At 62.7% G+C, this 26,203-nt stretch carries 19 protein-coding genes; 3 read left to right on the forward strand and 16 right to left on the reverse strand.

Features of this window, described 5'->3' with window-relative positions; all coding sequences use genetic code 11:
* Both AADV58_RS12130 and AADV58_RS12135 read right to left on the reverse strand, forming a co-directional pair.
* Positions 1–1,221: a TolC family protein gene (locus AADV58_RS12130; protein ID WP_081700172.1), complete on the reverse strand. Its 1,221-nt coding sequence runs from the start codon at positions 1,219–1,221 to the stop codon at positions 1–3.
* Between the two features lie 95 nt (positions 1,222–1,316).
* Positions 1,317–1,709, reverse strand: coding sequence for a hypothetical protein (locus tag AADV58_RS12135; RefSeq protein ID WP_028994966.1), 393 nt, complete (start codon positions 1,707–1,709; stop codon positions 1,317–1,319).
* Positions 1,710–1,835: 126 nt separating this feature from the next.
* Here AADV58_RS12135 and AADV58_RS12140 point away from each other — a divergent pair, with 126 nt between their 5' ends.
* On the forward strand, positions 1,836–4,778 hold the full coding sequence (locus AADV58_RS12140) for a bifunctional diguanylate cyclase/phosphodiesterase (RefSeq protein ID WP_051295372.1): 2,943 nt from the start codon (positions 1,836–1,838) through the stop codon (positions 4,776–4,778).
* 1 nt (position 4,779) lies between these two features.
* On the opposite strand, the gene cowN is transcribed toward AADV58_RS12140, so the two are convergent.
* The 4 genes from cowN to AADV58_RS12160 form a co-directional block, all read right to left on the reverse strand.
* Positions 4,780–5,085, reverse strand: a complete 306-nt coding sequence (gene cowN, locus AADV58_RS12145; protein WP_051295371.1) for a N(2)-fixation sustaining protein CowN — start codon at positions 5,083–5,085, stop codon at positions 4,780–4,782.
* 76 nt (positions 5,086–5,161) lie between these two features.
* Positions 5,162–5,821 (reverse strand): Crp/Fnr family transcriptional regulator, encoded by a 660-nt coding sequence (locus tag AADV58_RS12150; protein ID WP_051295370.1) that lies wholly within the window; start codon positions 5,819–5,821, stop codon positions 5,162–5,164.
* A gap of 90 nt (positions 5,822–5,911) precedes the next feature.
* Positions 5,912–6,760 carry a D-hexose-6-phosphate mutarotase gene (locus AADV58_RS12155; protein WP_028994964.1) on the reverse strand — a complete coding sequence of 283 codons (849 nt, stop codon included), beginning with the start codon at positions 6,758–6,760 and terminating at the stop codon, positions 5,912–5,914.
* The gene (locus AADV58_RS12160) at positions 6,744–7,085 is read right to left on the reverse strand and encodes a DUF3301 domain-containing protein (RefSeq protein WP_028994963.1); all 342 of its coding nucleotides are present in this window, start codon (positions 7,083–7,085) and stop codon (positions 6,744–6,746) included. Before AADV58_RS12160 ends, AADV58_RS12155 begins: the two co-directional genes overlap by 17 nt.
* Positions 7,086–7,108: 23 nt before the next feature.
* Here AADV58_RS12160 and AADV58_RS12165 point away from each other — a divergent pair, with 23 nt between their 5' ends.
* On the forward strand, positions 7,109–7,954 hold the full coding sequence (locus tag AADV58_RS12165; protein WP_028994962.1) for a 23S rRNA (adenine(2030)-N(6))-methyltransferase RlmJ: 846 nt from the start codon (positions 7,109–7,111) through the stop codon (positions 7,952–7,954).
* Positions 7,955–7,958: 4 nt separating this feature from the next.
* Here AADV58_RS12165 and AADV58_RS12170 read toward each other — a convergent pair whose 3' ends face one another.
* The 7 genes from AADV58_RS12170 to AADV58_RS12200 form a co-directional block, all read right to left on the reverse strand.
* The gene (locus tag AADV58_RS12170) at positions 7,959–9,131 is read right to left on the reverse strand and encodes a DUF3095 domain-containing protein (protein WP_028994961.1); all 1,173 of its coding nucleotides are present in this window, start codon (positions 9,129–9,131) and stop codon (positions 7,959–7,961) included.
* Positions 9,132–9,137: 6 nt separating this feature from the next.
* Positions 9,138–9,494 carry a nucleotide pyrophosphohydrolase gene (locus AADV58_RS12175; RefSeq protein ID WP_028994960.1) on the reverse strand — a complete coding sequence of 119 codons (357 nt, stop codon included), beginning with the start codon at positions 9,492–9,494 and terminating at the stop codon, positions 9,138–9,140.
* A gap of 41 nt (positions 9,495–9,535) precedes the next feature.
* A complete protein-coding gene (locus AADV58_RS12180) occupies positions 9,536–11,332 on the reverse strand; it encodes an SLC13 family permease (RefSeq protein ID WP_028994959.1) in 1,797 nt (598 codons plus the stop codon).
* A gap of 117 nt (positions 11,333–11,449) precedes the next feature.
* Positions 11,450–12,799 carry an HlyD family type I secretion periplasmic adaptor subunit gene (locus AADV58_RS12185; RefSeq protein WP_028994958.1) on the reverse strand — a complete coding sequence of 450 codons (1,350 nt, stop codon included), beginning with the start codon at positions 12,797–12,799 and terminating at the stop codon, positions 11,450–11,452.
* Between the two features lie 57 nt (positions 12,800–12,856).
* Positions 12,857–18,793 (reverse strand): calcium-binding protein, encoded by a 5,937-nt coding sequence (locus AADV58_RS12190; protein WP_341743319.1) that lies wholly within the window; start codon positions 18,791–18,793, stop codon positions 12,857–12,859.
* A 62-nt stretch (positions 18,794–18,855) separates the two neighbouring features.
* Positions 18,856–19,482: a hypothetical protein gene (locus AADV58_RS12195; RefSeq protein WP_157272512.1), complete on the reverse strand. Its 627-nt coding sequence runs from the start codon at positions 19,480–19,482 to the stop codon at positions 18,856–18,858.
* Positions 19,472–21,577 (reverse strand): peptidase domain-containing ABC transporter, encoded by a 2,106-nt coding sequence (locus AADV58_RS12200; RefSeq protein ID WP_341743320.1) that lies wholly within the window; start codon positions 21,575–21,577, stop codon positions 19,472–19,474. The genes AADV58_RS12195 and AADV58_RS12200 overlap by 11 nt, the downstream gene beginning before the upstream one ends.
* Positions 21,578–21,714: 137 nt before the next feature.
* Here AADV58_RS12200 and AADV58_RS12205 point away from each other — a divergent pair, with 137 nt between their 5' ends.
* A complete protein-coding gene (locus AADV58_RS12205; protein WP_028995433.1) occupies positions 21,715–22,236 on the forward strand; it encodes a gamma carbonic anhydrase family protein in 522 nt (173 codons plus the stop codon).
* On the opposite strand, the gene AADV58_RS12210 is transcribed toward AADV58_RS12205, so the two are convergent.
* The 3 genes from AADV58_RS12210 to AADV58_RS12220 are packed head-to-tail and all read right to left on the reverse strand — an operon-like array spanning position 22,233 to position 26,164.
* Complete coding sequence (locus AADV58_RS12210) at positions 22,233–22,985, reverse strand: alpha/beta fold hydrolase (RefSeq protein ID WP_028995432.1); 753 nt, start codon at positions 22,983–22,985, stop codon at positions 22,233–22,235. The two genes, AADV58_RS12205 and AADV58_RS12210, sit on opposite strands and share 4 nt — an antisense overlap.
* Positions 22,982–23,836 carry an alpha/beta fold hydrolase gene (locus AADV58_RS12215; protein ID WP_028995431.1) on the reverse strand — a complete coding sequence of 285 codons (855 nt, stop codon included), beginning with the start codon at positions 23,834–23,836 and terminating at the stop codon, positions 22,982–22,984. The genes AADV58_RS12210 and AADV58_RS12215 overlap by 4 nt, the downstream gene beginning before the upstream one ends.
* Positions 23,837–23,860: 24 nt before the next feature.
* A complete protein-coding gene (locus AADV58_RS12220) occupies positions 23,861–26,164 on the reverse strand; it encodes a DNA internalization-related competence protein ComEC/Rec2 (protein ID WP_341743321.1) in 2,304 nt (767 codons plus the stop codon).
* Positions 26,165–26,203 lie beyond the last annotated feature (39 nt).

Consider the following 26,203-nt stretch of genomic DNA (forward strand, 5'->3'; position numbering starts at 1 on the left):
TCATTCGGGGAGCAGGCCCAGCGCCTGGCGCCGGGCGGACAGGCTGGCCGCCAGTTGCAGGCGGGCCTGGTGCAGCTTGCGTTCGGCGACGAAGGCCTCGTGCTCGATGCGCAAGCGGGTCGGCAGGTCGGTCTCGCCCAGGCGGAAGGATTTGTCGAACAGGCGCAGGTTTTCGCTGGCCAGGCGGAAGCCCTTCTCGGCGGCGGCCAGCCGGGTCTGCGCCAGGGCAACTTGGCGGGCAGCCAGCGCGGCCGCCTGCTGCAGCCGTTCGCGCTCGCGCTGGGCAGCGATCTCGGCCTCGGTCCGGCCGGCACTGGCTTCAGCCACGGCCTGATCGTGGCGGGCGCCGGCCGACAGCGGAATGCGCACGCCCAGCGCCCAGCTCTGATCGCGCTGTGCACCGCGGGCATCGCGCTCCTGGCGGGTGGCAACGGTGATTTCCGGCGGCGGTCGGTTGCGGGTCCGGGCCAACACCTGCTGCTGGCGCGCCTGCTCGGCGACGGCCTGCAGCCAGCGCACTTGCGGGTGGCGGTCGAGCCAGTCGTCGGCGGGCGTCTCGGCCGGCGGCGTTTCGCCGGCTGCTGCGACATCGGCGGGGGCCTTGCCGGTCAGCGCCTGCAAGTCACCGGCAGCCAGCGCCTGCGCCCCGCTGGCCTCGGCCAGTTCGGCTTCGGCCACGGCGACTGCCAGTTCGGCCTGATGCAGGTCGCTGCGCGCCAAATCGCCAGCCTTGACCCGCCGGCCGACATCGTCGCGCAGACGTTCGGCAGCCGCCAGCCGGCCTTCGGCCAGCAACTGCGACTCGCGGGCCTGCTGCCACTCCCACCAAGCCGTGCGCAAGCTGCCGGCAAGTTGCCATTGCTGACTGGCCAGCCGGGCGTCGAGCAAGGCCGCCTCGGCCCCGGCCAGCCCCTGGCTGGCACGGCGCTCGCCGGGCAGCCACAAGGGAATGGCCAGACCGAGTTCGACTTCGGCGGCGCCGGTGTCGCGATTGAAGCGGTCGCTACGCCCGCCCAGCTCGATCGCCGCCGATTCGGGCGTCCACGCGCTGGCCGCAGCGCGGCGCGCGGCCACGGCTTGCTGGTGTTCGGCCTGCGCCGCCGCAGCGGGCTGGCGCGCCCAGGCATCGGCAAAAGCGCGGGCCAGGTTTTCGGCGTGGACCGGCGGGGCCAGGACCACGGAACAAAGTATCCACAAGGGAAAGCGCGGGAAAATGCGCATCAGGTTTCTCCGACTGATGAATAATCAGTCGGCGGCACACCGCGATAGTCCGGTCAGGACCGGATTACGGAAACGGAAGGTTCAGCCGCCGACGCTCAGGCGGAGAAATGTCTGGGTGGTCGTTCGAGCCCGGCGGGGACGCGCGAGGCGAATTCACGGTCGCCGCGTTCGAGCAGCGACGCGGTGCCGGGCGACAGCACCGGCATCGGAGCGATGTGCTGTACGGCAAGATGCCCGAGGATGTGCCCGGGGCAGCAGTGGTGCAGCGTCTCGGCGCAGTCTTCATCAGCCGTTGTATGGGTCGCGCAGTCCTCGCAGGGCATTTCGTGCATTGCGTGCGCATCGTGCCCGTCGGCCGAATGTCCGTGGTGCATGTCGACCGCGGCCACCTCGGCCGGCATGCCACCCGCCGCCTGCCAGCCGAAACCGGGCGCGAGCACGGTCAGCAGCATGATCAGGACGAGGAAGCGGGAAAGCAGCATGGACATGGGCAGCAACTATAGACGAGATTCAGACAGGACGAAACCACAGAAAGTTTCACGCCCGAATGTCATCACCCGCCTATGACCTTTGTGATATTGTTTTCACAAGCATACGGATGAAGTCAGCATGCCGTGAATCCCTCAGCCGAGAAGACCGTTCCACTGCGCAAGAGCCTGCGGGTCAGGGTTGGCCTGCTGGTTGTGGGAGCGGTGTTGCTTGTCGCAGCAGGTTTTCTCGCTCTGGCGCTCGGCCCGCTGGCCGAACGCGTCGCCGCCACCGATTTTGCCAGCGCCAGCACGCGCCTTGAGGCCCGCCTCGACCTAAGCCTGACTCCGGCCGCGAACGCGCTGGAAATGGCCGCCGGCTGGCTGAGCGACGCCCCGCCCAGGATCGACGATCTGGCGACGTTCAACCGTCTGTTCGAACCCATCCTGAAGGCGCAGCCCAAGGCCACCTCCATCGTCGCTGGTGATAGCGACGGCCACGGCTGGATGTTGCTGCAACTCGCCGACGGCGGCTGGCGCAACCGGCTGACCGACCTGCCGCGCTGGGGGCAACGGCATCGCTTCGTCGACCGCGACGCCAGCGGCCAGGTTCGCGAATACTGGGAAACCCTCGACTACGACCCGCGCCGGCGCAGCTGGTACGAAGCGGCGATGCTCGGCAGCGGCACCCGCTGGACTGCGCCCTACACCTTCTACACCACCGGCGACCCGGGCATCACCGCGACCCGCCGGATCAGCCTCGACGACGAGCGGACGCTGGTTATCGGCATCGACCTGATGCTGCGCGACCTGTCGCTGACCACGATGCACGAGAAGGTCGGACAGAACGGTCTGGCCCTGGTCCTGACCGACGATCTGCGCACCCTGGCCCTGCCCGCCGCACCGTCCGGCACGCAAACCGGGGAATGGCTCAAACATGCCCTGCAACCGCATGCGGCGCTCGGCCTGCCGGTACTCGACCGGGCCGTTGCTGAATGGCTGCGCAAGCCGGATGCCCGCGTCCACCGGATTGCCGTCAACGGGACCGACTGGTTCGCGCGCATTACCGACTACCCCCTCGGCGACAGCCGACTGCTGCTGGTCACCCTGGCCCCGTCCAGCGACTTCTCCCCCGACTGGCTGCCGGCCGGCAGCATCGTCGGCGGTGGCCTGCTGTTCATGCTGGTGCTCGCCACCTGGGTGGTCCGCCAGCAGGCGCGGCGCATCGCCCGCCCGCTCGAAGAACTGGCAACGGCAAGCAGCCGCATCGGCCAGCTCGACTTCGCCACACCACCCCTGCTGGCCAGCCCGATCCAGGAAATCCGGCAACTGGCCAACGCCCACGAGGAAATGCGCTGGCTGCTGCAGGAAAAGATCGCCGCCCTGCACGATGCCGAGGAAAAGATCCGCGACAGCGAGGCCTACAACAAGGTGCTCTTCCTCGGTTCGCGCATCCCGCTGGTAGTCCTCGATCCGCAAAACGGCCGCTTCATCGACTGCAACCAGGCGGCGGCCGACATCTACCGGCTGGGCCAGCGGGAAAACGTCATCGGCCTGAGCGTCCGCGACGTCTCGGCGCCCTATCAGCCTGACGGCACGTTCAGCCATCTCGCCTGCGAGGAGAAGATCCGTCAGGTCATCGAGCGCGGCCCGCAGGTCTTCGAATGGCGCCACCGCCGCCCGGACGGCGAACACTGGGACGCCGAAGTCCATCTCATGCCCTTCCACCACGGCGACCATCTGCTGCTGCAATTCAGCCTGCAGGACATCACCGATCGCAAGCAGGCGGCACAGGCCCTTGAACAACTGGCGCTCTACGATCCGCTGACCGAACTGCCCAACCGCGCCCTCTTCCTCGACCGCCTGCAGCAGTCGATCGGCCAGGCGCTGCGCAACGACAGCCGGCTCGCCGTCCTCTTCCTCGATCTCGACCGCTTCAAGGAAGTGAACGACACCCAGGGGCATGAAATCGGCGACGCCGTACTGCGCGAAGTCGCCAACCGTTTCCGCCTGGTCCTGCGCCATAACGAGTTGCTGGCTCGCCTGGGCGGCGACGAATTCGCCGTGGTGTCGACAGCCACCGATCATGCCGGCGCAACCTTCATCGCCGAACGCCTGGGCCAGACCCTGAACGAGCCGCTGACCAGTAGCGGGCATACCTTCTCGCTCGGTGTCAGCATCGGCATCGCCATCTTCCCGAACGACGGCGCGACCCCCGACGAATTGCTGCGCAATGCCGACATCGCCATGTACCGGGCCAAGAGCAGCCCGCAGCGCTACATGTTCTACAACGCCGACATGAGCAGCGGTCTGGCCGAGCGCATCGCCCTCGCCCGCGACCTGAAAGCCGCGCTGCAGAGCGACGACGGACAGTTGTCGCTGGTCTTCCAGCCGCAGTTCGACCTGGCCACCCAGACGCTGATCGGCGCCGAAGCGCTGATGCGCTGGCAACATCCGCAACACGGCCCGATCAGCCCCGGCGTCTTCATCCCGATTGCCGAGGAACGCGGCATGATGCTGATGATCTGCCACTGGGTCATCGATGCCGCCTGCCGGCAACTGCTGGCCTGGCAGTCGGCCGGCGCACGTTTCCCGGGGCGCATGGCGATCAACATCGCCGCCCAGCAAATGGAAGATGCCGCCTTCCCGCAATGGGTCGAAAGACGCGTGCGCAGCTTCGGGCTGTCACCCGAACTGTTCGAACTGGAACTGACCGAAAGCGGCATGATGCGCAACATCGACCTGGCCATCGAACTCGCCGGGCAACTTAGCGACGCCGGCTTCACGCTGGCAATCGACGATTTCGGCACCGGCTATTCGTCGCTGGCCTACCTCAAACAACTGCCGGCGGACAAACTGAAGATCGATCAGTCCTTCGTCCGCAACATGCAGGACCATCCGAACGACCACGCCATCGTTGCCACCATCGTCGCCATGGGCCGCACGCTGGGCATGAGCACCATCGCCGAAGGGATAGAGAGCGATGCTCAGGCGGCAGCGCTACGCCAGCTCGGCTGCCAGGAAGGCCAGGGCTACCAGTTCGGCCGCCCGGAAAGCCCCGAAACTTTTGCCAGCCGCTGGCTGGGCTGACTCAGCAGCACTCTTCCTCGACCTGCAGCAGGAGTTCGAGCGCTTCGCGGTCACCGCATTGCTCGAAGAATTCGCGAATCTGGTTGATGTGCGAATGCACCAGGAAGAGATCGTCCGGTGCCGGACCGCTTTTCGGTGTGCGTTTGGCCATGAAGTAATGCCAGAAACGGTGATCGCCGCCCTGCGCCGCCACGTTGCAGGCGATGTAGCCCATCACCCGCCGGGCGTTGCCGGCGCAGTCGATGCCGTCGAAAGTGAGGTAGCGGTCGGTGCTTATCTGGCTGGGGATTTGCCGAGTCGATTCCATGGATGCCTCCGTGAGTGAAACCGCCCTCACTGTAAATCGGCAGGCGCACGAGGTCCGTCGGCTGGCCGACAGTTTTTCAGATTGGTGTCCCCAGGCGACGCAAGGTATCGAGCTGGTAGATGTAGAAAACGCGCCGCCCCTGGCGTTGCAGGATGCCTTCACGTTCCCACTGGTTGAGCAGCGACGACACCGTTTGCCGGGTCGAGCCGAGCAAGCTGGCGATGTCCTCGGTGCCGAGGTCGAGCGGCAACAGCCAGATGCCCCCGTCGAGCGGTCGCCCACGCCGTTCGGCCATGCCGGTCAGGAAACGCGCCAGGCGTGCCGGTACTTCACGGAACGCCAGGTCTTCGATCAGGTTGACGGCATTGACCAGCAGCCGGCCGAGCACGCGCATCATCACCGGGGTGACCGACGGATCGCTGGCCAGCTTGCGGGCAAAAGCCACCGTTTCCATGAGCCAGACCCGGGTCGTCACGACGGCTTCTACATAGGTCGGCGTGTGCGTCGTGTAGATGTCGCCGGGTTCGAGAAAACTCAAACTCAGTTCGCGGTTTTCACCGGCCAGATAGACCCGCAGGCGCCCGCTTTCGATGATCAGTACCTGGTTGCGCAGATCGCCCGGGGTCGCGAACAGGCACCCGCGCGGCAAATCGTGCGCGACGAAACCGTCGAGCAGATGCGGTGGAATCCGGCGGAAAGCGGGGTCGGCACTGGCCGATGGCAGATCGAGCTCCATGGATCATGGAAAGCAAGACCAGGACCACCGGCAAATCACATGAAATCAATGACCTGCAAAGGCACAAGCGGTCGGCAATACGACAAAGACCTACACCGCGACCAGCGTCTGCCTTCCGTACCACTCGTCACCGGCGGCCAGTTGTTGCACCGTATCGGCGGCCGCCGCCTCAACACAAAGCATGTGGCGCCAGCCGTCGGCCGGCATGTCGGCGAGCGCTGCGCATTTTTCCACCCACGGGTTCCAGACGACGACATCGGGAAAGCCCTGTTGCTGGATGCCCAGGCTGAGGTTACCGGCGCGCAGCAGTTGCGGGCGGCGGACCTGGCGATAGACACGGTCGGTTTCGGCTTCGACCAGCAGTTCGGTGCCGGTCTCGCGGACGACTTTGTCGCCGTTGGCCGCGTCGCGGTAATCGTGGCCGTGCAGGCCTTCAAGGGCGACATCCTCGACCTGGATCGCACGCAGATAGGTATGCAGGGCTGCGGTGAATTCGAACTCGCGCGCGCCGGTATTGACCACGCACAGTTCGAGGTCGATGCGGTCGGCTTCGATCATCAGCGTCAGTTCAAGGCGGAAGGCATGCGGCCACAGCGCACGGGTGGCCTCGTCGTCGCTGGTTTCGAGCGTGACCAGGGCGTAATCGTCGCCGCTGCGGCGGGCACTGACCTGCCATTCGCGGGTACGGACCAAGCCGTGTTTGGGCAGTTCGCCACGGTCGGAAAATTGCGGGAAGCAGACCGGAACACCGCCACGGATGGCAACGCTGCCGTCGAACACGGCTTGCGGCGAAAGGTAGAGGCGCTCGCGGCCGTCGGGCGTGATCCACGACAGGACCTGGGCGCCGAGCCGGCTGATGACGGCGCTGCTGCCTTGCGGACCGATCAGGCGCAGGGCCGGAATGCCATGGAATTCGATTTCTTCAATGCCGGGTTTCATTGGACTTGGGTATCTCGTAGAGGTTGGGACGCAGGTGCAGCAGCTCGACTTCGTGGCCGAGCAGGATGACGCTGCCGCGTCGGCGGTTGTCGCCGTTGTCGCTGTATTCGAACTCGAAACTGCGGCGCAGGCGCAGGTGGCCGTCGTCGTTGCGGGCCAGGCCGCGCAACCGGCCGACCACGGTGTCGTCGAGGAGTTGCAACCCCTCGCCGGCACACGCCGCCTGCGCGGCGCGGGTACCGATCTCGCGGGCCTTCAGCGAATCCAGCCAGAACCAGATCAAGGCCGCGACGACGAGGATGAAAATGCTTTCGTATATGGGCATGGCGGCGAAGTATACTGCCTGCCATGCTCAGTTACCGCCATGCCTATCACGCCGGCAACCACGCCGACGTACTCAAACATCTGATCCTGCTGCAGATCGCCCAGTACATGGGCGAAAAACCTGCGCCCTTCTGGATCATCGACACCCACGCCGGTGCCGGCCGCTACGCGCTCGACTCCGCCCACGCCAGCAAGCTGGCCGAATGGCGCGACGGCGTCGGCCGCCTGTGGGACGCCACCGGCCTGCCGCCGGCCGCCGCCGACTACCTCGACTTCGTGCGCATGCTCAACCCGGACGGCCAGTTGAAGCACTACCCGGGCTCGCCCTGGCTGGCCCGCCAGCTGCTGCGCGAATCCGACCGCCTGCGCCTGTACGAGATGCACAGCAGTGACGGCAAGCTGCTGCAGGAGTGCTTCCGTGGCGCCGGCCGTCAAGTCAGCATCACCGAGGGCGACGGCTTCGCCGGCCTGAAGGCGCTGCTGCCCCCGCCGCCGCGCCGCGCGCTGGTGCTGATCGACCCGTCGTACGAAACGCGCGACGACTACGCCAACGTGATCAAGGGGCTGCAGGAAGCGATGAAACGTTTCCCGACCGGCACCTACGCGCTGTGGTACCCGATGCTGATCAAGCCGGAGTCTCGCCAGCTGCCGGATCGGCTCAAGCGCCTGGGCGCCGCCAACTGGCTGAACGCCACGCTCGAGGTCAAGGCCGCGCCGCGCGACGGTTTCGGCATGTACGGCAGCGGCATGTTCATCATCAACCCGCCGTGGACGCTGGAAAAGACCCTCCACGAGACCCTGCCGCCGCTGGCCGCGCTGCTGGCCCAGGGGCCGGGCGCCCGATACACACTGGAAAGCCAGTCGAGCTGATTGCTCAGTCGCGCTCGGCCAGCCGAGCCTTGAGCTGACGCGCCGCCAGCGCGTAGCCGCCGTCGCTGCCGTCGATGAAATGCATGTGCCGACCTTCGTGCGACTCGATCAGGCAGGTGATCAGCGCCTCGCGCGACTTGTGCACGCCCCAGGCCAGTTGCCCGGCGGCATGTGCCGCCGCCAGCCGCCGTTCGAGTTCGTCCGCCTGCGCTTCGCTGGCGTCGAGCACCATGCGCAGCGCACCGTCGAACTTGCGCACGTCGGTATTGCGCACCATGTCGTCGCGGTAACGGCTCCAGCGCACAGCCCTGGTATCGATGTTGCGCGCGAACAGCCACCAGCCGGCGGCATTCTGCAGCAGCATGCGCAGGGCGTAGCCGAATTTCGTCAGCAGACTCCGGCCATAGGTACGCACCATCGTTTCGCCGGCCAGGCTCATTGGCGAGAAGGCAAGGCGCATACCGTCCAGGCGCAGCGGATGATGCGCGCCGGGATCGCCGAATATCTCGTGTATGGTCGCCAGCACCTGCTGGTAGGTCTGCTGGTTGCTCGCCGCGTCGGCCGAGGTGGCGACCACGATCAGCGACAGCTTGACGTCGCGGAAGCTCGGCACGTTCTGCCAACGGCATTCGAAGCCCTCGAAACTGGCTGCAGCCGGGCCCCCGTCAGGATCGACCATGAGCGCGCCCTGCCCGGCCTTGACCCGCGACTCGGCCGCTTCCCAGCCGCGCCCGGAAAACACCGGCAGCATCACCAGCGGCGACAAGGCGATCCGCGCCACCCGCGTCCACTGCCCGTCGGCGCGCAAGTCGCTGACACGCACCAGCCCGGCACGTAGTTTCAAACCGAAGCTGTCGGCAGCCAGGCGCTGGGCGCCGCGCAGGGCGACGATGGCCGGCTCGCGCAGGCTGTCCGGAATCGCGCAGGTCGCCCCGTCGCCACCGAAAATGAAGGGCAGTTCCAGGCGCCGGTCGATGTTGGCAATCGCCGCAATGCAGGCCACGCCGACGGTATTGACCTTCTTGTAGGCACCCTCGGCAATCGCCTGCGTCGAATTGACGACATCGGCGATCACCACCCACCAGTCGTCCGGAAGATCGACGTGGGCCTGGGTATCCATCGCCGCCTCGAAACTGGGCAACGGCGTCAGGTCACGATAAAAACCGGTGTTGGGCATGGCGGCCTATTTCAGTTCCGTGTACTTGGCCCGCGAACCGCGCGCCTTGTCCACCGGGTATTTTTCGGCGTTCTTGCGCAGTTTGCTGCGCGCCGCAGCGAGCAGGTCGATCCCCGTCTTGTCGGCGATCAGCAACAGGTAGAGCAGCACATCGGCACACTCGTCGCGCAGGGCTTCGGCGGACAGCGGATCGGCCGGCAAGGCGTCGATTTCGGCGTCGCTCTGCCATTGCGTCAGTTCGAGCAGTTCGCTGGCTTCCAGGTTGAGCGAGACGATCAACTGGCGCAGCGTGTGGAACTGGCGCCAGTCGCGGGCATCGCGGAAAGCCAGCAGTTCCGCAGTCAGGGCATCGAGGTCGGCCAAACTTCATCCTCCGGTCGGTTCAACCGGATGATGCCACAAGCTCAGCCGTGCAGCGGCCAGAACAGCGGGATCAGCACGCTGGCCATGGCCCAGCAGATGAGATTCATCGGAATGCCCATGCGCGCGAAATCGGCGAAGCGGTAATTGCCGGCGCTATAGACCAGGGTGTTGGTCTGGTAGCCGATCGGCGTGGCGAAGCTGCAACTGGCGGCGAACATCACGCCGACGACGAAGGGACGCGGGTCGACGCCGAGTTGTTCGGCAACACCGATGACCACCGGCGTGAACAGCACGGCAATCGCATTGTTGCTGATGAATTCGGTGGCAATCGATGTCAGCAGGATGACCAGCGACAGCATCAGCCAGGGCGACAAGCCGTCGCCGAGTACCACCAGTTGCGTGGCCAGCAGATCAGCCAGACCGGAATTGCGCATCGCGATGCTGATCGCCAGCATGCCGAAGATCAGGATCAGGATCGGCCATTCGATCGACTTGTAAGCTTCGTCGGCGCGGATGCAGCCGGTGGCGACGACGATGGCCGCGCCGATGATCGCCAGCCCCTCGATCGGCATCACGTTGAACGCCGCCAGCAGCATGACGCCAGCGATGGTGGCCAGCGCAATCGGCGCCTTGGCGGTGCGGTTGGTCACCTGCCGGCCTTCGGTGATGGCGAACAGGTCGCCGTTGTCGCAGAAACGCTTGATCTGCGCTGGCGTACCTTCGACCAGCAGCACGTCGCCAACCTGCAACTGGAAATCGTCGCCGATCTGCGAAAACGACGCATCGCGCCGATGCACGGCGATCAGGTGGATGCCGTAACGGGCGAGCAGGTCGAGGTCGCGGATCGGGCGCAGCACATAACGCGAGGTCTGGCCGACGATGGCTTCGACCATGACCACGTCGCGCCGGCGCAGCGTCTCCAGGTCGTGCTGCCCGGCCTGCACCTGCAGACCGACCAGGTCGGTGCTGCGCAGCGCCATCATGTCGCTGCTGCGGCTATGCACGACGATGCGGTCGCCGGCCTCGATGCGCGTCGCCGGGTCCGGGTTGGCAATCTCTTCTTCACCCCGGCACAGGTTGAGTACCTGGATGACGCCGTTGGCCAGCTTGGTTTCCTTGAGCGTCTTGCCGATCAGGTGCGAATCGGCCGGCACGAACAGTTCGGTCATGAACAGCCGGTCGCCGCTGCCGGTGAATTGCTGCGTCAGCGTCTCGCGCACCGGCAACAGGCGCTGCGCGAATAGCGCCATGAAGGCACAACCAACGAGCGCCATGACGATCGCCGGCGCGCTGATCTCGAACATGGTGAACGGTGCCAGCCCGTGCGCCCGGGCGACGCCATCGACGAGGATGTTGGTCGAGGTGCCGACCATGGTGATCAGACCGCCGAGGATGGTCGCGTACGAAAGCGGGATCAGCAGCCGCGACGGCGCGATATTGAAGCGCCCGGCCATGGCGATCACCGCCGGAATCATCACCATCACCACCGGCGTATTGTTGATGAACGGCGATACCAGCAAACCTACCACCAGCAAGGCCAGCAACAAGCGAAACTCGCTCTGCCCGGCCAGATGCCCCAGCCAGTCGCCCAGCCGGTCGACGCAGCCGGTTTTCGACAGCGCACCGCTGATGATGAACAGGCAGGCAATGGTGATCGGCGCGCTGTTGCCGAACACACCGGTCACATCCTTGGCCGACAACAGCCCCAGCGCCAGCAGCACGGCCACGGCCAGCATGACGGCCACGTCCGGCTTCAGCCATTCGCGCACGAAGGCGGCGAACAGACCGATCAGGACAAGGCCGACGACAGCGGCGTGCAGGTGTTCGGGCAAAGACATCGGGAGCGATCCAGGCAACAAGGCCGACAGATTAGCGCTCGCCGACTCACACAGAAAGAATGAAAAATGTTTTCGTTATATCGATAAGATATATACAGACCTATCAGGCAGTGCCAATCAGCGCTCCCGCCCTGCCTCATGCCAAGCCTTGCGCACCGGTGACAACAGATACTCCATCACCGTACGATCACCCAGCCAGATTTCGGCATTTGTCTGCATCCCCGCTGACAAATCAAAATGTTGGCCGTCCATCCCCAGCGCCATCCGTTCCAAGCCAATCAAGGCCTTGTAGACCAGCGGTGAACCGTTACCAAGGCGCTCCCCTTGTGCTTCGGCATCGGCAGCATCCGCACTGACGTGGAGAACCTTCCCCGTCACCATCCCATATTTCTGAAACGGAAAAGCGGCGAACTTGAGCTTAACCGGCTGACCCACCCGAACAAAACCGATATCAGCATTGCTGACCCACACCTGGGCGCGCAGAATTTCCCCCTTGGGTACCAGCGATAGCAGTACCGTGCCCGGCTGAACGACAGTACCACTACTGTGTGTGGCTAGGTCCTTGACCACACCATCCTGCGATGCCTTCAACTCGAGCAATTGCCGGCGATGGGTCTGTTTCGCCAATTCCTGGGTCAACTGGTCAAATTCGCTCTGGGTTTCGTTACGTTCAGCATGCAGTTGTCGCCTGTAGTCGGCATCGATCTGCGCCAGCCGCTTCTCTGATTGCGAAATACTTGCCCTTGCCGACTCAATGACGAAGCGCTGGGTTTGCAACTCCTGCTCCTTCTCCTGGCGCTCCCGGCGCTTGTCGCTGCCCATCAGGCTCCCGGCAAAGCCATCCTTGACCAATTTTTCGTAGGCCTTGTCCTGCTCGCGGTAATACGGCAGGCTTTCCTCCAGCCGTTTCCTCACCTGTTCGGCGGCAGCCATTTCCTGACCGGCCTTGATCATCCGCGAACGCTCCTCGGCCAGGGCAGCGGCCAATGCACTGCGGTTGGCCAGAAACTGCGCTGCGATCTCCTCAGCCAAACCCGCCGGATCGCCCTCCTCAACCTTGAATTCAGCCCCCGACAATTCGGCCTCGATGCGCCGCAGATTCAAGCGCTTGCGCTGATGTTCCGCCTCGATCGAACGTACATCCGCATCCGAAAAGAGCGCATCCATCCGCATCAGCACCTGTCCAGCCCGGACACTTTCCCCCTCGCGCACGAGAATTTCCTTGACGATCCCGGCCTCGGCCGGCTGAACGATCTTCAGGTAACTCTCGGGCACCAACTTGCCCTCAGCCACCGCCACGATGTCGAGCCGCCCGATCAGCGCCCAGAGCAGCAAGGCAGCTAAAAACAACAACAAACCCCAGAGAACTTTCCGACCAAGCGGCGACGGTGCTGTTTCCTGCAAGCGGAGCAAGGGCTCCCGAAACTCAACCGGGTCAATCTCGGATTTTGGCAACAAAAAAGACATTTTCCGCCTCAGAAAATTCCGGGAAGCGGCTCAATGCCGCCTCCCGAAGCGCACCGATTAGGACAAGCGGAAAACGCCAGTTTGCAAACTTGCCGGCGCATTCAGCACCTGAGCAGAAGTACCCAGTTTGCTGTCTGCCAACGTCGCCAGCGCAGCATCCACCCCGATGCCGGCAAGCGAACCATTCCGGCCATAGTGGTAAGCCAGATCACCGCCGATCGCGGCCGCATCCGAGCCACCAAGATGGAATTCGCTCAAGGCGTTGCTCAAAGCCCAGGAGGTAACCCCCGGATTGGCGGTTCTCGCGCTATCGAAAGCGTCGGCAAGACCGGAAAAATCGAAGGTTTCAACCTTCTGATCGCGAAGTGGATCGCTACCGCCGGCAGAGAACCCATCCATCGCTTCGGCGATCACCTGCAAACTGGCAACCGGGCGCGACGATGTCGAAGCGTACCAATTGCTGAAAGTGATCTGATCAGACTCGCCGATCTTCAAGACGAGATCATCACTATCCCGAACAAAGGAAAGATCCTCATAAGCCGTACCACCACCAAGCGAAAGCGTTCCGTTCCCGCTACTGCCGGCGGCAAGGATGTCCTGACCATCGCCCTTGTTGAACAGGATGACATCATCGCCAGCACCAATGACCAGCGTATCGTTGCCTTGTCCGCCAAGGTATATCTCAGCCGCCAAGCCGCCGGTCAAGTGATCATTGCCGGCGCCACCGTTATACAAGCCCTTGCCGGAGGTATCACTCAAGATGTCATTACCTTCGCCGCCTTCCAGGATGTCGTAACCGACACCACCCTTCAAGGTGTCGTTGCCCCCCAACCCGCGCAAGACACTTCCCGTCGCGGCAGCACTGATCGTATCGGCGCCTTCACCACCTTCGAACGGCGCCGCCCACAGCACATCCGTATCCCACACCGTCCCGTCAGCAAACTCGACCCGCTCAATCCGTACGCTCAGATTATTCACCCAGTTCTGAACCCGGATGCTGTCCGTCGTCCCGACAATGCTCAAGATCAGATCGTAGCCCCCGTTCACCGTGCTCGACCGATACAACTTCACATCCTCTGGAGCCACCCCAGCTTTCAGCCGGATCACATCCGTCCCGCCGCTGTTGTAGTACTGCGTGATCACATCCTGACCATCACCCCGGCCAAACAGGTACACGTCATCACCCAGGCTCTCCCAATGCGTGTCATTGCCCGCACCACCGTCGTGAATGTCGTTACCGCTGCCACCGTAGAGCAGGTCATCACCATCCCCACCATCGAGAACATCATTGCCGCCGCCACCAGTGAGCCGATCATTTCCGCCGAAACCACGCAGCACATCGCCCGTCGAGTACGCCGCACTCATCGTGTCTGCACCTTCGGTTCCCAAGATTTCCGCCGCCAGCAGCACTTCCGTATCCCACACCGTCCCATCAGCAAACTCGATCCGCTCGATCCGTACACTCGGATTGTTCACCCAGCCCTGAACCCGGATGCTGTCCGTCGTCCCGACAATGCTCAAGATCAGATCGTAGCCCCCGTTCACCGTGCTCGACCGATACAACTTCACATCCTCTGGAGCCACCCCAGCTTTCAGCCGGATCACATCCGTCCCGCCGCTGTTGTAGTACTGCGTGATCACATCCTGACCATCACCCCGGCCAAACAGGTACACGTCATCACCCAGGCTCTCCCAATGCGTGTCATTGCCCGCACCACCGTCGTGAATGTCGTTACCGCTGCCACCGTAGAGCAGGTCATCACCATCCCCACCATCGAGAACATCATTGCCGCCGCCACCAGTGAGCCGATCATTTCCGCCGAAACCACGCAGCACATCGCCCGTCGAGTACGCCGCACTCATCGTGTCTGCACCTTCGGTTCCCAAGATTTCCGCCGCCAGCAGCACTTCCGTATCCCACACCGTCCCATCAGCAAACTCGATCCGCTCGATCCGTACACTCGGATTGTTCACCCAGCCCTGAACCCGGATGCTGTCCGTCGTCCCGACAATGCTCAAGATCAGATCGTAGCCCCCGTTCACCGTGCTCGACCGATACAACTTCACATCCTCTGGAGCCACCCCAGCTTTCAGCCGGATCACATCCGTCCCGCCGCTGTTGTAGTACTGCGTGATCACATCCTGACCATCACCCCGGCCAAACAGGTACACGTCATCACCCAGGCTCTCCCAGTGCGTGTCGTTCCCCGCACCACCGTCGTGAATGTCGTTACCGTCACCACCATAGAGCAGGTCATCACCGTCCCCACCATCGAGAACGTCATTGCCATTGGCTCCGTGCAAGGTGTCATCACCATCGCCACCTTCAATCAAATCATTGCCACCACCACCAGTGAGCCGATCATTTCCACCAAAACCACGCAGCACATCGCCCGTCGAGTACGCCGCACTCATCGTGTCTGCACCTTCGGTTCCCAATATCTCCGCCGCCAGCAGCACATCCGTATCCCACACCGTCCCATCAGCAAACTCGATCCGCTCGATCCGTACACTCGGATTGTTCACCCAGCCCTGAACCCGGATGCTGTCCGTCGTCCCGACAATGCTCAAGATCAGATCGTAGCCCCCGTTCACCGTGCTCGACCGATACAACTTCACATCCTCTGGAGCCACCCCAGCTTTCAGCCGGATCACATCCGTCCCGCCGCTGTTGTAGTACTGCGTGATCACATCCTGACCATCACCCCGGCCAAACAGGTACACGTCATCACCCAGGCTCTCCCAATGCGTGTCATTGCCCGCACCACCGTCGTGAATGTCGTTACCGTCACCACCATAGAGCAGGTCATCACCGTCCCCACCATCGAGAACGTCATTGCCATTGGCTCCGTGCAAGGTGTCATCACCATCGCCACCTTCAATCAAATCATTGCCACCACCACCAGTGAGCCGATCATTTCCACCGAAGCCACGCAGCACATCGCCCGTCGAGTACGCCGCACTCATCGTGTCTGCACCTTCGGTTCCCAAGATTTCCGCCGCCAGCAGCACTTCCGTATCCCACACCGTCCCATCAGCAAACTCGATCCGCTCGATCCGTACACTCGGATTGTTCACCCAGCCCTGAACCCGGATGCTGTCCGTCGTCCCGACAATGCTCAAGATCAGATCGTAGCCCCCGTTCACCGTGCTCGACCGATACAACTTCACATCCTCTGGAGCCACCCCAGCTTTCAGCCGGATCACATCCGTCCCGCCGCTGTTGTAGTACTGCGTGATCACATCCTGACCATCACCCCGGCCAAACAGGTACACGTCATCACCCAGGCTCTCCCAGTGCGTGTCGTTCCCCGCACCACCGTCGTGAATGTCGTTACCGTCACCACCATAGAGCAGGTCATCACCGTCCCCACCATCGAGAACGTCATTGCCATTGGCTCCGTGCAAGGTGTCATCACCATCGCCACCTTCAATCAAATCATTGCCACCACCACCAGTGAGCCGATCATTTCCACCAAAACCACGCAGCACATCGCCCGTCGAGTACGCCGCACTCATCGTGTCTGCACCTTCGGTTCCCAATATCTCCGCCGCCAGCAGCACATCCGTATCCCACACCGTCCCATCAGCAAACTCGATCCGCTCGATCCGTACACTCGGATTGTTCACCCAGCCCTGAACCCGGATGCTGTCCGTCGTCCCGACAATGCTCAAGATCAGATCGTAGCCCCCGTTCACCGTGCTCGACCGATACAACTTCACATCCTCTGGAGCCACCCCAGCTTTCAGCCGGATCACATCCGTCCCGCCGCTGTTGTAGTACTGCGTGATCACATCCTGACCATCACCCCGGCCAAACAGATACACGTCATCACCCAGGCTCTCCCAATGCGTGTCGTTCCCCGCACCGCCGTCGTGAAGGTCGTTACCATCACCGCCATAGAGCGTATCGTTACCCTCTCCGCCATACAAAATGTCATTTCCTGCATCACCACGCAGAACGTCGTCGCCAGCCCCTCCAATCAACGTGTCATTCCCGCCTCCGCCATACAGCGTGTTATTTCCAGAATTACCCACCACGAAGTCATCGCCCTCGCCCGCACTCAAATTGCTATCGGTTGCAGAAGCCACATAGAAATCGCTACCCGCCGACATAGCCATCCCGCTGTATCCCGCAAACACTTTATGCACTGCATCCCTGCCTCCCTGGCTTTCCACCTCGGCCATCCAGGAGTTCAGCCTCGGGCCGGTTTCCCAACCAAATTGGGCTCCACCGCCAAAACGCTTCATCAAGTCGAGCAAATCGACCAGAGCTTCCGTCGCATTCAACTCATACTGCGCATCAAGCAACGCATCCACACCCGAAAAATCAAACGCAATACCGCTGGCATCGATATTCAGCGAAATCACATCCAGATATCCCTTGAGGCGCGTCTGCAAAACCAGCCCCTCATACACCGACTGCCTGAGCGCCTCGTAGCTTTGCAGCAGCAGTGACATCTGGTTGGGCCCCATCGAGACAACTACCGGAGTCGGTCCCATGACGATCACCGTCGACTGGGTCTGGCTCCCCGCCGGTGCCAGATTTACCCCGCCGTTCCCGCTACTCATGCTGTTCGACGCAAACTTATAAAGTGTCAGCCCGTTGAATGCCTCCAGGGTATCGAGCATCGCCCCAAAGCGCTGCACTTCTGACCACACGACCGCATAGCGCTCCTCGCTGACGCCAGCCTGCAGGAGTACCATGGTTTTATCGATGCCCAACGTCTCCACGGCCTTTACCGCCGACATTTCGATATCCGTCACACCTTGCGGCTTGAACAGCAGTTGTGCGCCCCGCGCCAGAGCCTTTTCCCGGGATGTCTGGAAATCCGCCGTATCGGCCCACTGTTTGAGCAGCGCATCCATCTGCCCCATCAATGCTTCCCGCGACACCCAACCACCGTTCTGCATCCCCGCCAGCCGCGCCGCCAACGACGCATCCAGACTCGCCGCCTCGCGCAGATCGCGCACCGCGCCCGCGCCTTTCATCCCCGGCAAAGCCGCCGCTTCTGCGGTCAACGGCACCGCATCCGTGAATTCCCGGAAAAACGCATTCTCGGCAAACCAGGCATCGGTATAAGTGCGCGTCTCGCCGTTCACCGTAAACCCAGCGCTACCATCAAGCCGCGTTCCATCGCCCAGCAGCTGGTTGCCTGCCGTCTTGGCAAGACTGATCTGCGACACGCCAAGTTCGGCCAGACCGAACAATTCCCCGGCATCGCTGACCCCATCCTGATCCAGGTCACGCCACAGCCTCAATTCCCCGAACCGGGCATCCTGCGCATCGATCAGGCCGTCACCATTGCTGTCGAGTTCGCCCAGCGCCGCATACCCATCCGCCGCCTTGCCACCACCGGCCAATACCGTGTTGTTGCCAAACAGTTCCCGGCCGCTGTCTATCGTCCCGTTACCATCCCGGTCCAGCACCAGCAGCGCATCGTCACTCTTCAGCCAGGCCGAGCCCGTCTTTACCCCATTCGCGTCGTGATCGAAAAGAACCGGGGAATTTCCTGAAAGCTGGGCAATTTCAATACCGTCACCGTCGAGGTCGAAGACCAGCGGGGAGGCGGTGGTGCGGGCGCGACTAAAAAGGTCACATATCTCGGGATTAAGTTCGCAGAAAAGGCCTGTCCTGACTGGCAAAAGCCAAGGAATAAACCCATTCAGCGGCATATCAACGCCTATACCTGCTGCTTTCAATGCACCAACCGCGAACGTAGCGCAATTATTATCAAACAATGGATTTACTGGAATTATATTATACCAACCATAGTCAGCGAGCTTGGCATAATCACGAACTGCCTGAGCTTGCTCTTCCGTAATTTCAAATTGCTTTGAATCACCTATTCCAAGGTAATTATCACGATCATCTGTACGGACCTCCCCCGGGGCTGAAGGCGAATGAACTTCTGGGTAATAGCCGTAACTTTCTGCCGTTCCTGTCGCAGAGTTTGCAGACTCACTAATTTCAATCCACGCATGCCCAACCATTGAGGAATCACCACGAACGTTAGCAGCTCCGGGATTTATTGATCTAATAGTCAAGTACGGCATTAGAATGCTCCTTCAAAAAAATCGGTCGTATAAAGGTGTTTCGCTGTATTTATGGACCATCGATTTGGACGATCTACTGGCCCCCGTTCGCCACCAACAGTGACTTCATTGACCCAGATATGAAGCTTGAAAAATTTTCTTCTGCTATTGCAACCGATTATTTTTGCCAAATCAGATTCATGTTCTAGCGCCAAGGTCGAAAGCAATTTGCAAGGTTTACTTAGTTGGCCGATCAACCGGGCGACTTCCCGTTCGACGGTAGACTTGTATTCAGGACGATAATCTCGAACATCCAGGCCTATTTTTACGGTTAAACAATTTCCCCAAATCGCTTCAAAACTCCAGAAATCACAGAAGCGATGGGTCGGCTTCCCATAGGTCACCCTCATTTCTGGAACCCCTTGGTATTGCCGACTCAGCGTTTCATGCGCAAGCACCTCCCATGCATAATCGTCTTGGTATTGCCCTTTGCTATCCATTGCAAACCAAACAAATTGAATAAAATATGCAACAAAAAAAACACCAATCACAAAAATCACCATTTTTGAACTAGTTGAAATTTTCTTCTTTGCATTTTTCCCATCCAACTCTGTTCGTGAAAACTGGTCCCTGTCATCATTTCTCATCTTCAACCACCTCCATTTGCCGCGTCGTATTCCCGCTCAATTCAACCACCTCGTCTACCACCAAGCCCTTGGGAATCTGGTGCGTGATGAACAGCATCGTCACCTGCCCCTTCAATTTGTTGATCGTCCGGGCGAAATGCTCCGCTGTCTGCTGATCGAGGTTCGATACTGCCTCGTCGAAAATCAGTATCTTCGGCCGTTTCAACAAGGCCCGCGCAATGGCGATGCGCTGCCTTTGGCCGCCCGATAGTCCGGTGCCGCGTTCGCCGATTTCGGTCTGGTAGCCGTTCGGCAGTTGCTCGATGACTTCGTGGATTTCGGCCGCCTTGCAGGCCTGGATGACGTCGTCGAAAGCGGCGTGGGGATGAGCCATGATCAGGTTGTCGTAGAGCGTGCCGGCGAACAGCACGGTTTCCTGCGGGACGACGCCGAAGGTGTTGCGTAGCTCGTTGGCGGCGAGGTGGCGGATGTCCTTGCCGTCGAGTTCAATACGCCCTTCGTCGGGCTGGTGGAAGCCGAGCAGCAGCTTGGCCAGCGTGCTCTTGCCGCAACCGCTCGGCCCCATCAGCACCGTCAGGTGCCCCGGCTTCATCGCCATGCCGAGGTTTCGATAGAGCCAGGGGTGGTGCCCGGAATAGCGAAAGGCCAGATGATGTATGTCGATGCGTCCCGGACCGGCGCTTTCCCGGGTCGGGATCAGCGTGTGCGGCTCTTGTGGCATGTCGAGGATGTCGCCCAGACGCTTGATGGCGATACTGGCCTGCTGGAATTCCTGCCACAGGCCGACCAGACGGAGCATCGGCTGACTCAGGCGGCTGGCGAACATCTGGAAGGCGACCAGCATGCCGACCGTAAAGCCTTCGTTCTGCATGACGATGAGGGCGCCGACGATCAGGATCGACAAGGTCATGACCTGTTCCAGCCCGTTGCTGACGACGTTGTAGGTGTTGCCGACTTGCCGGGTGGAAAAACCGGCAGCCAGGTACTGGGCGAGGTAGTCGCCGTACTTGCGGTCGATATCTGCCTCCATCTGCAGCGACTTTACTGTCGCCATGCCGGAAACGTATTCAGTCAGGAAAGCCTGGTTGCGGGCACCGAGCATGAACTGCCGGTTGATCTTCTCACGCAACACCGGGGTGACCAGGAAACTGATGATGGCAATGGCTGCAAGCAGCCCGACAGCAATCAGCGACAATTGCCAGCTATAAGCGAACATCACTGCCAGGAAGATGAACAGGAAGGGCATGTCGAGCACCAGCGTGATTGCAGCGCCGGAAACGAATTCGCGCAGTGTTTCCACGCCCTGCAGGCGAGCAACCAGCGTGCCGGTTGGCCGCTGCTCGAAGAACGGTAGCGGTAGCCGCAACAGGTGCCGGAAAACCTGGCTGCCGAGAACGGCGTCGATCCGGTTGCCGGTGTGTAGGACCAAATACTGACGCAGCCAGGTCATGCCACTGTTGAACAGCATGAACATCACCAGCGCGATACCAAGTACCAGCAGCGTGCTTTCGCTCTGATGGGCGATGACCTTGTCGATGATCACCTGAGTGAATAATGGCGTGACCAGACCGACCAGTTGCATCGCCAGACTGGCCAGCAGCACGTCGCGCCAGATGGTCTTGTGTTTGAGCAATTCCGGGATGAACCAGCGGAAACCGAAGCGCGGCTTGTCGGACTCGAAGCCGGGTACGGCATCTTCCTTGCCGCTGCCCGGGGTCTCCCTGGCAACCAAGATCAGTTCCCCGGCCAGACGCGCTGGCGCTTCCTCGACCGCCAATGTTTCCGGTGTCTGGCTGCCACAGCGGAAGTAAAGCAGCTTGCTGCCGTCGGTTTTCAGGATCAGTAGCGGAATTTCAGCGTCATCATCCTTGAGAAAGGCGATTACCGGTAGCGGCAAATGACGCCAATCGGCGGGATGGGCGGTGCTTCCAGTCCTGAACCCGAGCGAACGGGCGGCGGTATGCAGCGTTTCAATACTGTGAGGCGGTGGGAAGGCCTGTTCGAGCAGCGCCGCATCAAACGGCTGCCGGAACAGTGTACACAGGCTGCCGAGCAGCCAGGGTAATAGCTGGCGATCAAATTCTTGGGTTTCCACGCGCCCCCCTTGCGCCTGAACTCAGGGGGTGATTCTATCCATATCAAGAATCACATGGAATATGACAATAGGCATAGACAGAATTGCTATCATTGCAAGCCACTGTCAGCCGACTGACACCTTCTCAAGGAGACAACATGCCCCTCTATCAACTCGACGACAAGATTCCGCAACTCGGCGACAACGCCTGGGTTGCCCCGAACGCCACCGTGATCGGCGACGTGCGCCTGGGCGCCAATGCCTCGGTGTGGTGGAATGCCACGCTGCGCGGCGACAACGACCCGATCCACATCGGCGCCAACACCAACATCCAGGACGGCTCGGTGCTGCATACCGACGAAGGCGTGCCGATGCACATCGGCGACAACGTCACCGTCGGCCATCTGGTCATGCTGCACGGTTGCACCGTCGGCGACGGCAGCCTGATCGGCATCGGCTCGGTGATCCTCAACCGCGCGGTGATCGGCAAGGGCTGCATCGTCGGCGCCAATACGCTGATCCCGGAAGGCAAGGTCTTCCCCGACCGCTGCCTGATCGTCGGCTCGCCGGGCAAGGTGGTGCGCGAACTGTCCGAGGAAGATGCGGCCAAGCTGCTCAAATCGGCCGAGCACTACGTCGACAACGCCGCCCGCTATCGCGAGCGGATCAAGGAAATCTAGCCGACGAATCCGGCAATCGCCGCCAGCACGGCCGCTTCCTGGTCGCGCTGCGGCGAGTGGCCGCAATTGGCGAGGCACAGCAGTTGCGTGCCCGGCACTTTTTCGGCAATCACCTCGATCTGGCGCAGCGTCGCGTATTCATCGTCCTCGCCCTGGATGGCCAGTACCGGACAGCGGATCGCCGGCAGGTAATCCTCAATGTTCCAGTCCCGGAATTCGGGCCATAGCCAGCAATCATTCCAGTCGTGGAAGACACGCTGCGCATCGCGGTGATAGCGCGCCAGCCGCTGCGGCCAGTCGCTGCTGCTCCAGAACTTGCGCGCGGTACGGATGCCGGCCAGGGTTTCTTCCTCGACGAACTCGTGCGGCGCCATCACCACCAGACCGGCCACCGCCTGCGGGAAACTGCCGGCGTGGATCAAGGCGATGCTGCCGCCGTCGCTGTGGCCGACCAGCACCGGCCGGACGATGCCGAGGGCGGCCAGGAAAGCCGGCAACACCTCGCGCGCCTCGCGGTGCATGTAGTCGGGCTGGCGCGGCTGCGGATGCGGGTCCGAACTGCCGTAGCCCGGCCGCGAATAGACGAGCACGCGGCAGCCGGTCGTCGCCGCCAGCTTGTCGGGAAAGTCGCGCCACATGGCGACGCAGCCCAGGCCTTCGTGCAACATCACCAGCGTCGGCCGGTCGACGGCGCTGGCGGGGATGTCGCGGTATTCCAGATTCAGTCCGGCAACCAGGATATGTTTCATGCACTCAAGAGAAAATCGCGAACGATGGCAATCTGCGCATCGGACTGGAACATCGGCGCGTGGCCGACCCCGGAAATTTCGGCCAGCTGGGCACGCGGCCCGCACTCGCCCATGCGCTGCCAGGTATCGGGCGTGAGCAGGTCGGATTCACCGCCGCGAACGACCAGCGTCGGACAACTGATCGCCTGATAGAGCGGCCACAGCTCGATGTCCTTGTCGGCAAAGGCGGCGCGGAATGGCTCGGCGATGCGCGGGTCGTAGCGGAAGGCCCAGCGCCCGTCGGGCCGCTGCACGACGCTGCTTTCGGTCAGGTGGTACCACTGGGCGTCGGTCAATGGACCGAACGGCGCGCTGACTTGACGGACGTAGGCCACCGCCTCGTCGATGCTCGCCCAGTCCGGATCGTTGCCAACATAAGCGGCGATTCGGCGCAGCGATTCGACAGTGACCAGCGGCCCGACATCGTTGAGCACCAGCTTGCGCACCGGTGTTCCTTCCTGCGCCGCCAGCGCCATGCCGATCAGGCCGCCCATCGAGGTGCCGAGCCAATGCACGGAATCGACGTTGAGCCGGGCAATCAGCGTCACCATGTCGGCCACGTACTGGGGAATGGCGTACGCCGAAGGATCGCGCAGATGCGCGCTCTGGCCGCGCCCGACGACATCCGGGCAGATCACCCGGTAATGGCCGGACAGGGCTTCGGCCAGCGCATCGAAATCGCGCCCGTTGCGGGTCAGGCCATGCACGCAGACCAATACCCGCGGATTATCGCGGGCGCCCCATTCGTAATACGACATCCGGTGCAGGCCCGATGGGCTGAGACATTGGACGGTCTGTTGTTTTGCTGTCATCGCGCTCCTCCTGACTGAAATGTATCACCGACCGTGCCAGTAGCGGGCAGCTTGCCGGCGCGTCGCATCGATCGTCATGCCGGCCGGCGCCATCCGGATGCGCAGCGCGCCGTCGCGGTCGGTACGCCATTGCCGTGCCTGCGTCGCCGCGTAGCGGTCGACGACGTCGGCACGCGGGTGACCGAAGCGGTTGCGGTAACCGACCGAATAGATCACCTCGCCCGCCCCCACCGCTGCCACGAAAGCCGGCGTAGACGAACCACGGGCGCCGTGATGCGGCACCAGCAGCAGATCGGCGCGCAGCGCGGCGGCATCGCGCTCGACCATGGCGACCTCGTCGACCGCCTCGATATCGCCGGTCAACAACATGCGGCGCCCGCCCGCATCCACCGCCAGCACGCAGGACAGCGAATTGCGCCGGGTCGTCTGCAGGTAGGCCTGCGGCGCCGGATGCAGGATGCGGAAATCGACACCGTCCCAGCGCCAGCCCTGCCCGGCCGCGCACAGATCGCCTTCCAGTTCCGCCATCGACGACAACAGGCGCTCCGCCGGCACCGCCGCCAGCAGGGAAGCCAGCCCGCCGGCATGATCGGCGTCACCGTGGGTGACCAGCACTTTGTCGAGGCGACGCACGCCCAGCCAGCGCAGATAGGGAACGAGCACCCGCTGGCCGGCATCGGCATCGGCGTTGTAGCGCGGCCCGGGATCGTAGACCATGGCGTGCGCCTGGGTCCGGATCACCACCGCCTGCCCCTGGCCGACGTCGAGCACGTCGATCCACGCCTCGCCCGGCGGCGGCAGTTGTGCCGGCCAGAACACCGCCGGCACCATCAGCACCAGCCCCAGCCATTTGCCCGGCACCGCGCGCGGCAGCAGGCACAGCGCCACGCCGGCAGCAGCACCGACCGCCACCCAGGGCGGCGCCGCCGGCGCCTGCCACACCGGCCAGGCCGCACACCAGAACAGAAAGGCCATCAAAGCGTCGAGTATCCCGTGCGCCAGCAGCATCAACGGCGCCCAGGGCAGAAGCGCCGCCAGCAGCGCCAGCGGCGTGACGATGAAGCTGATCACCGGCACCGCCAGGGCATTGGCCAGCGGCGAAACCAGCGGAAACTGCTGGAACACCAGCATCAGTACCGGCAGCGATGCCATTGTCGCCGCCCATTGCACCACCCCCCAGCCGCGCAAGCGCTGGCGCCAACCGTCGCCGGTGCCGAGTACGGCGCTGCCGATATAGAGCAAAGCCGCCACCGCGCCAAAAGACAACCAGAACCCCGGTGCCAGGGGGCTCCAGGGATCGACGATCAGCACCAGCAGCAAGGCCAGCGCCAGTATCCGGCTGGGCGCGACGACGCGCCCGGACCCTAGCGCTGCCGCGGCGACCAGCAGCATGTACAGGGTGCGCTGCGCCGGCACCCCGAAGCCGGCCAGCAAGGCATAGGCAAAAGCCGCCAGCACTGCCCCGGCCAGGGCTGCGCGCTGCGCCGGACAACGCAGAGCCAGCGCCGGCACGCGGCGCCAGCCGAAGCCGACCAAACCGCCGACCAGCCCGGCCACCAGGGTGACATGGAGTCCGCTGATCGACATCAGATGGATGGTCCCGGTACGGTTGAAAACCACCCACAGATCGCTATCGACGGCTTTCTGGTCGCCCACTGCCAGCGCCGTCAGGATGCCCTGCCAGGGATAGTGCTCGGCTGGCAGCAGGCGCGCGAAATTCTGCCGGACGGTGGCGCGCAAGGCTTGCACGACGGTGGCCGGACGCCAGACGAAATCATCCACCTTGGTCGCCGCACCGGGACGGACGTAACCGGTCGCCCGGATGCCGCGTTCGAGCAGCCAGGCTTCGTAGTCGAAACCGCCCGGATTGGCGCCACCATGCGGACGTTTCAGGCGAACGGTGAACTGCCAGCGCTGTCCCGGCGCCACCGCCGGTGCCGCCTGCTTGCCGTGATACCAGGCCAGTTGTACCCGCGACGGCACGACGGCGCCGGGTGTCAGGCGCTGTTCGATGACGAATTCGAAACGCACGCCCCGGTCGAAGTCCTGCGGCAGACCGCTGACCACGCCGACCACTTCGACATCCTGGCCTTCCCAGGTGCTACCCAGTTCGTCGGCCAGTCGCCATTCGGCACGCCAGCCAGCCCAGGCAACGCCGATCAGGAAACAGCCGAGCAGCAACGCCAGACGGACCACCGGCCCGCGCCAGCGCAAGGCCGGCAGCATCAGCGCCGCTGCCGGCAGCAGCAGCAATGCGCCGGAAGGCAGTACGGCACGGGTCTGCAGGAACAGGACACCAAGCGCAAAGGAGATCACGGCCAGATTCATGCCAATATCATGACACGAACCGTCACAAACGGCGACCGG

The organism is Azonexus hydrophilus, from assembly GCF_038368255.1.
Classification (GTDB): Bacteria; Pseudomonadota; Gammaproteobacteria; order Burkholderiales; family Rhodocyclaceae; genus Azonexus; species Azonexus hydrophilus.

Excerpts from the sequence above, each read along its gene's own strand:
- AADV58_RS12130 (WP_081700172.1), bottom strand. The coding sequence starts at position 1,221 with ATGCGCATTTTCCCGCGCTTTCCCTTGTGGATACTTTGTTCCGTGGTC.
- AADV58_RS12135 (WP_028994966.1), bottom strand. The coding sequence starts at position 1,709 with ATGTCCATGCTGCTTTCCCGCTTCCTCGTCCTGATCATGCTGCTGACC.
- cowN (WP_051295371.1), bottom strand. The coding sequence starts at position 5,085 with ATGGAATCGACTCGGCAAATCCCCAGCCAGATAAGCACCGACCGCTAC.
- AADV58_RS12150 (WP_051295370.1), bottom strand. The coding sequence starts at position 5,821 with ATGGAGCTCGATCTGCCATCGGCCAGTGCCGACCCCGCTTTCCGCCGG.
- AADV58_RS12155 (WP_028994964.1), bottom strand. The coding sequence starts at position 6,760 with ATGAAACCCGGCATTGAAGAAATCGAATTCCATGGCATTCCGGCCCTG.
- AADV58_RS12160 (WP_028994963.1), bottom strand. The coding sequence starts at position 7,085 with ATGCCCATATACGAAAGCATTTTCATCCTCGTCGTCGCGGCCTTGATC.
- AADV58_RS12165 (WP_028994962.1), top strand. The coding sequence starts at position 7,109 with ATGCTCAGTTACCGCCATGCCTATCACGCCGGCAACCACGCCGACGTA.
- AADV58_RS12170 (WP_028994961.1), bottom strand. The coding sequence starts at position 9,131 with ATGCCCAACACCGGTTTTTATCGTGACCTGACGCCGTTGCCCAGTTTC.
- AADV58_RS12180 (WP_028994959.1), bottom strand. The coding sequence starts at position 11,332 with ATGTCTTTGCCCGAACACCTGCACGCCGCTGTCGTCGGCCTTGTCCTG.
- AADV58_RS12185 (WP_028994958.1), bottom strand. The coding sequence starts at position 12,799 with ATGTCTTTTTTGTTGCCAAAATCCGAGATTGACCCGGTTGAGTTTCGG.
- AADV58_RS12190 (WP_341743319.1), bottom strand. The coding sequence starts at position 18,793 with ATGGTTGGGCATGCGTGGATTGAAATTAGTGAGTCTGCAAACTCTGCG.
- AADV58_RS12195 (WP_157272512.1), bottom strand. The coding sequence starts at position 19,482 with ATGAGAAATGATGACAGGGACCAGTTTTCACGAACAGAGTTGGATGGG.
- AADV58_RS12205 (WP_028995433.1), top strand. The coding sequence starts at position 21,715 with ATGCCCCTCTATCAACTCGACGACAAGATTCCGCAACTCGGCGACAAC.
- AADV58_RS12210 (WP_028995432.1), bottom strand. The coding sequence starts at position 22,985 with ATGAAACATATCCTGGTTGCCGGACTGAATCTGGAATACCGCGACATC.
- AADV58_RS12215 (WP_028995431.1), bottom strand. The coding sequence starts at position 23,836 with ATGACAGCAAAACAACAGACCGTCCAATGTCTCAGCCCATCGGGCCTG.
- AADV58_RS12220 (WP_341743321.1), bottom strand. The coding sequence starts at position 26,164 with ATGAATCTGGCCGTGATCTCCTTTGCGCTTGGTGTCCTGTTCCTGCAG.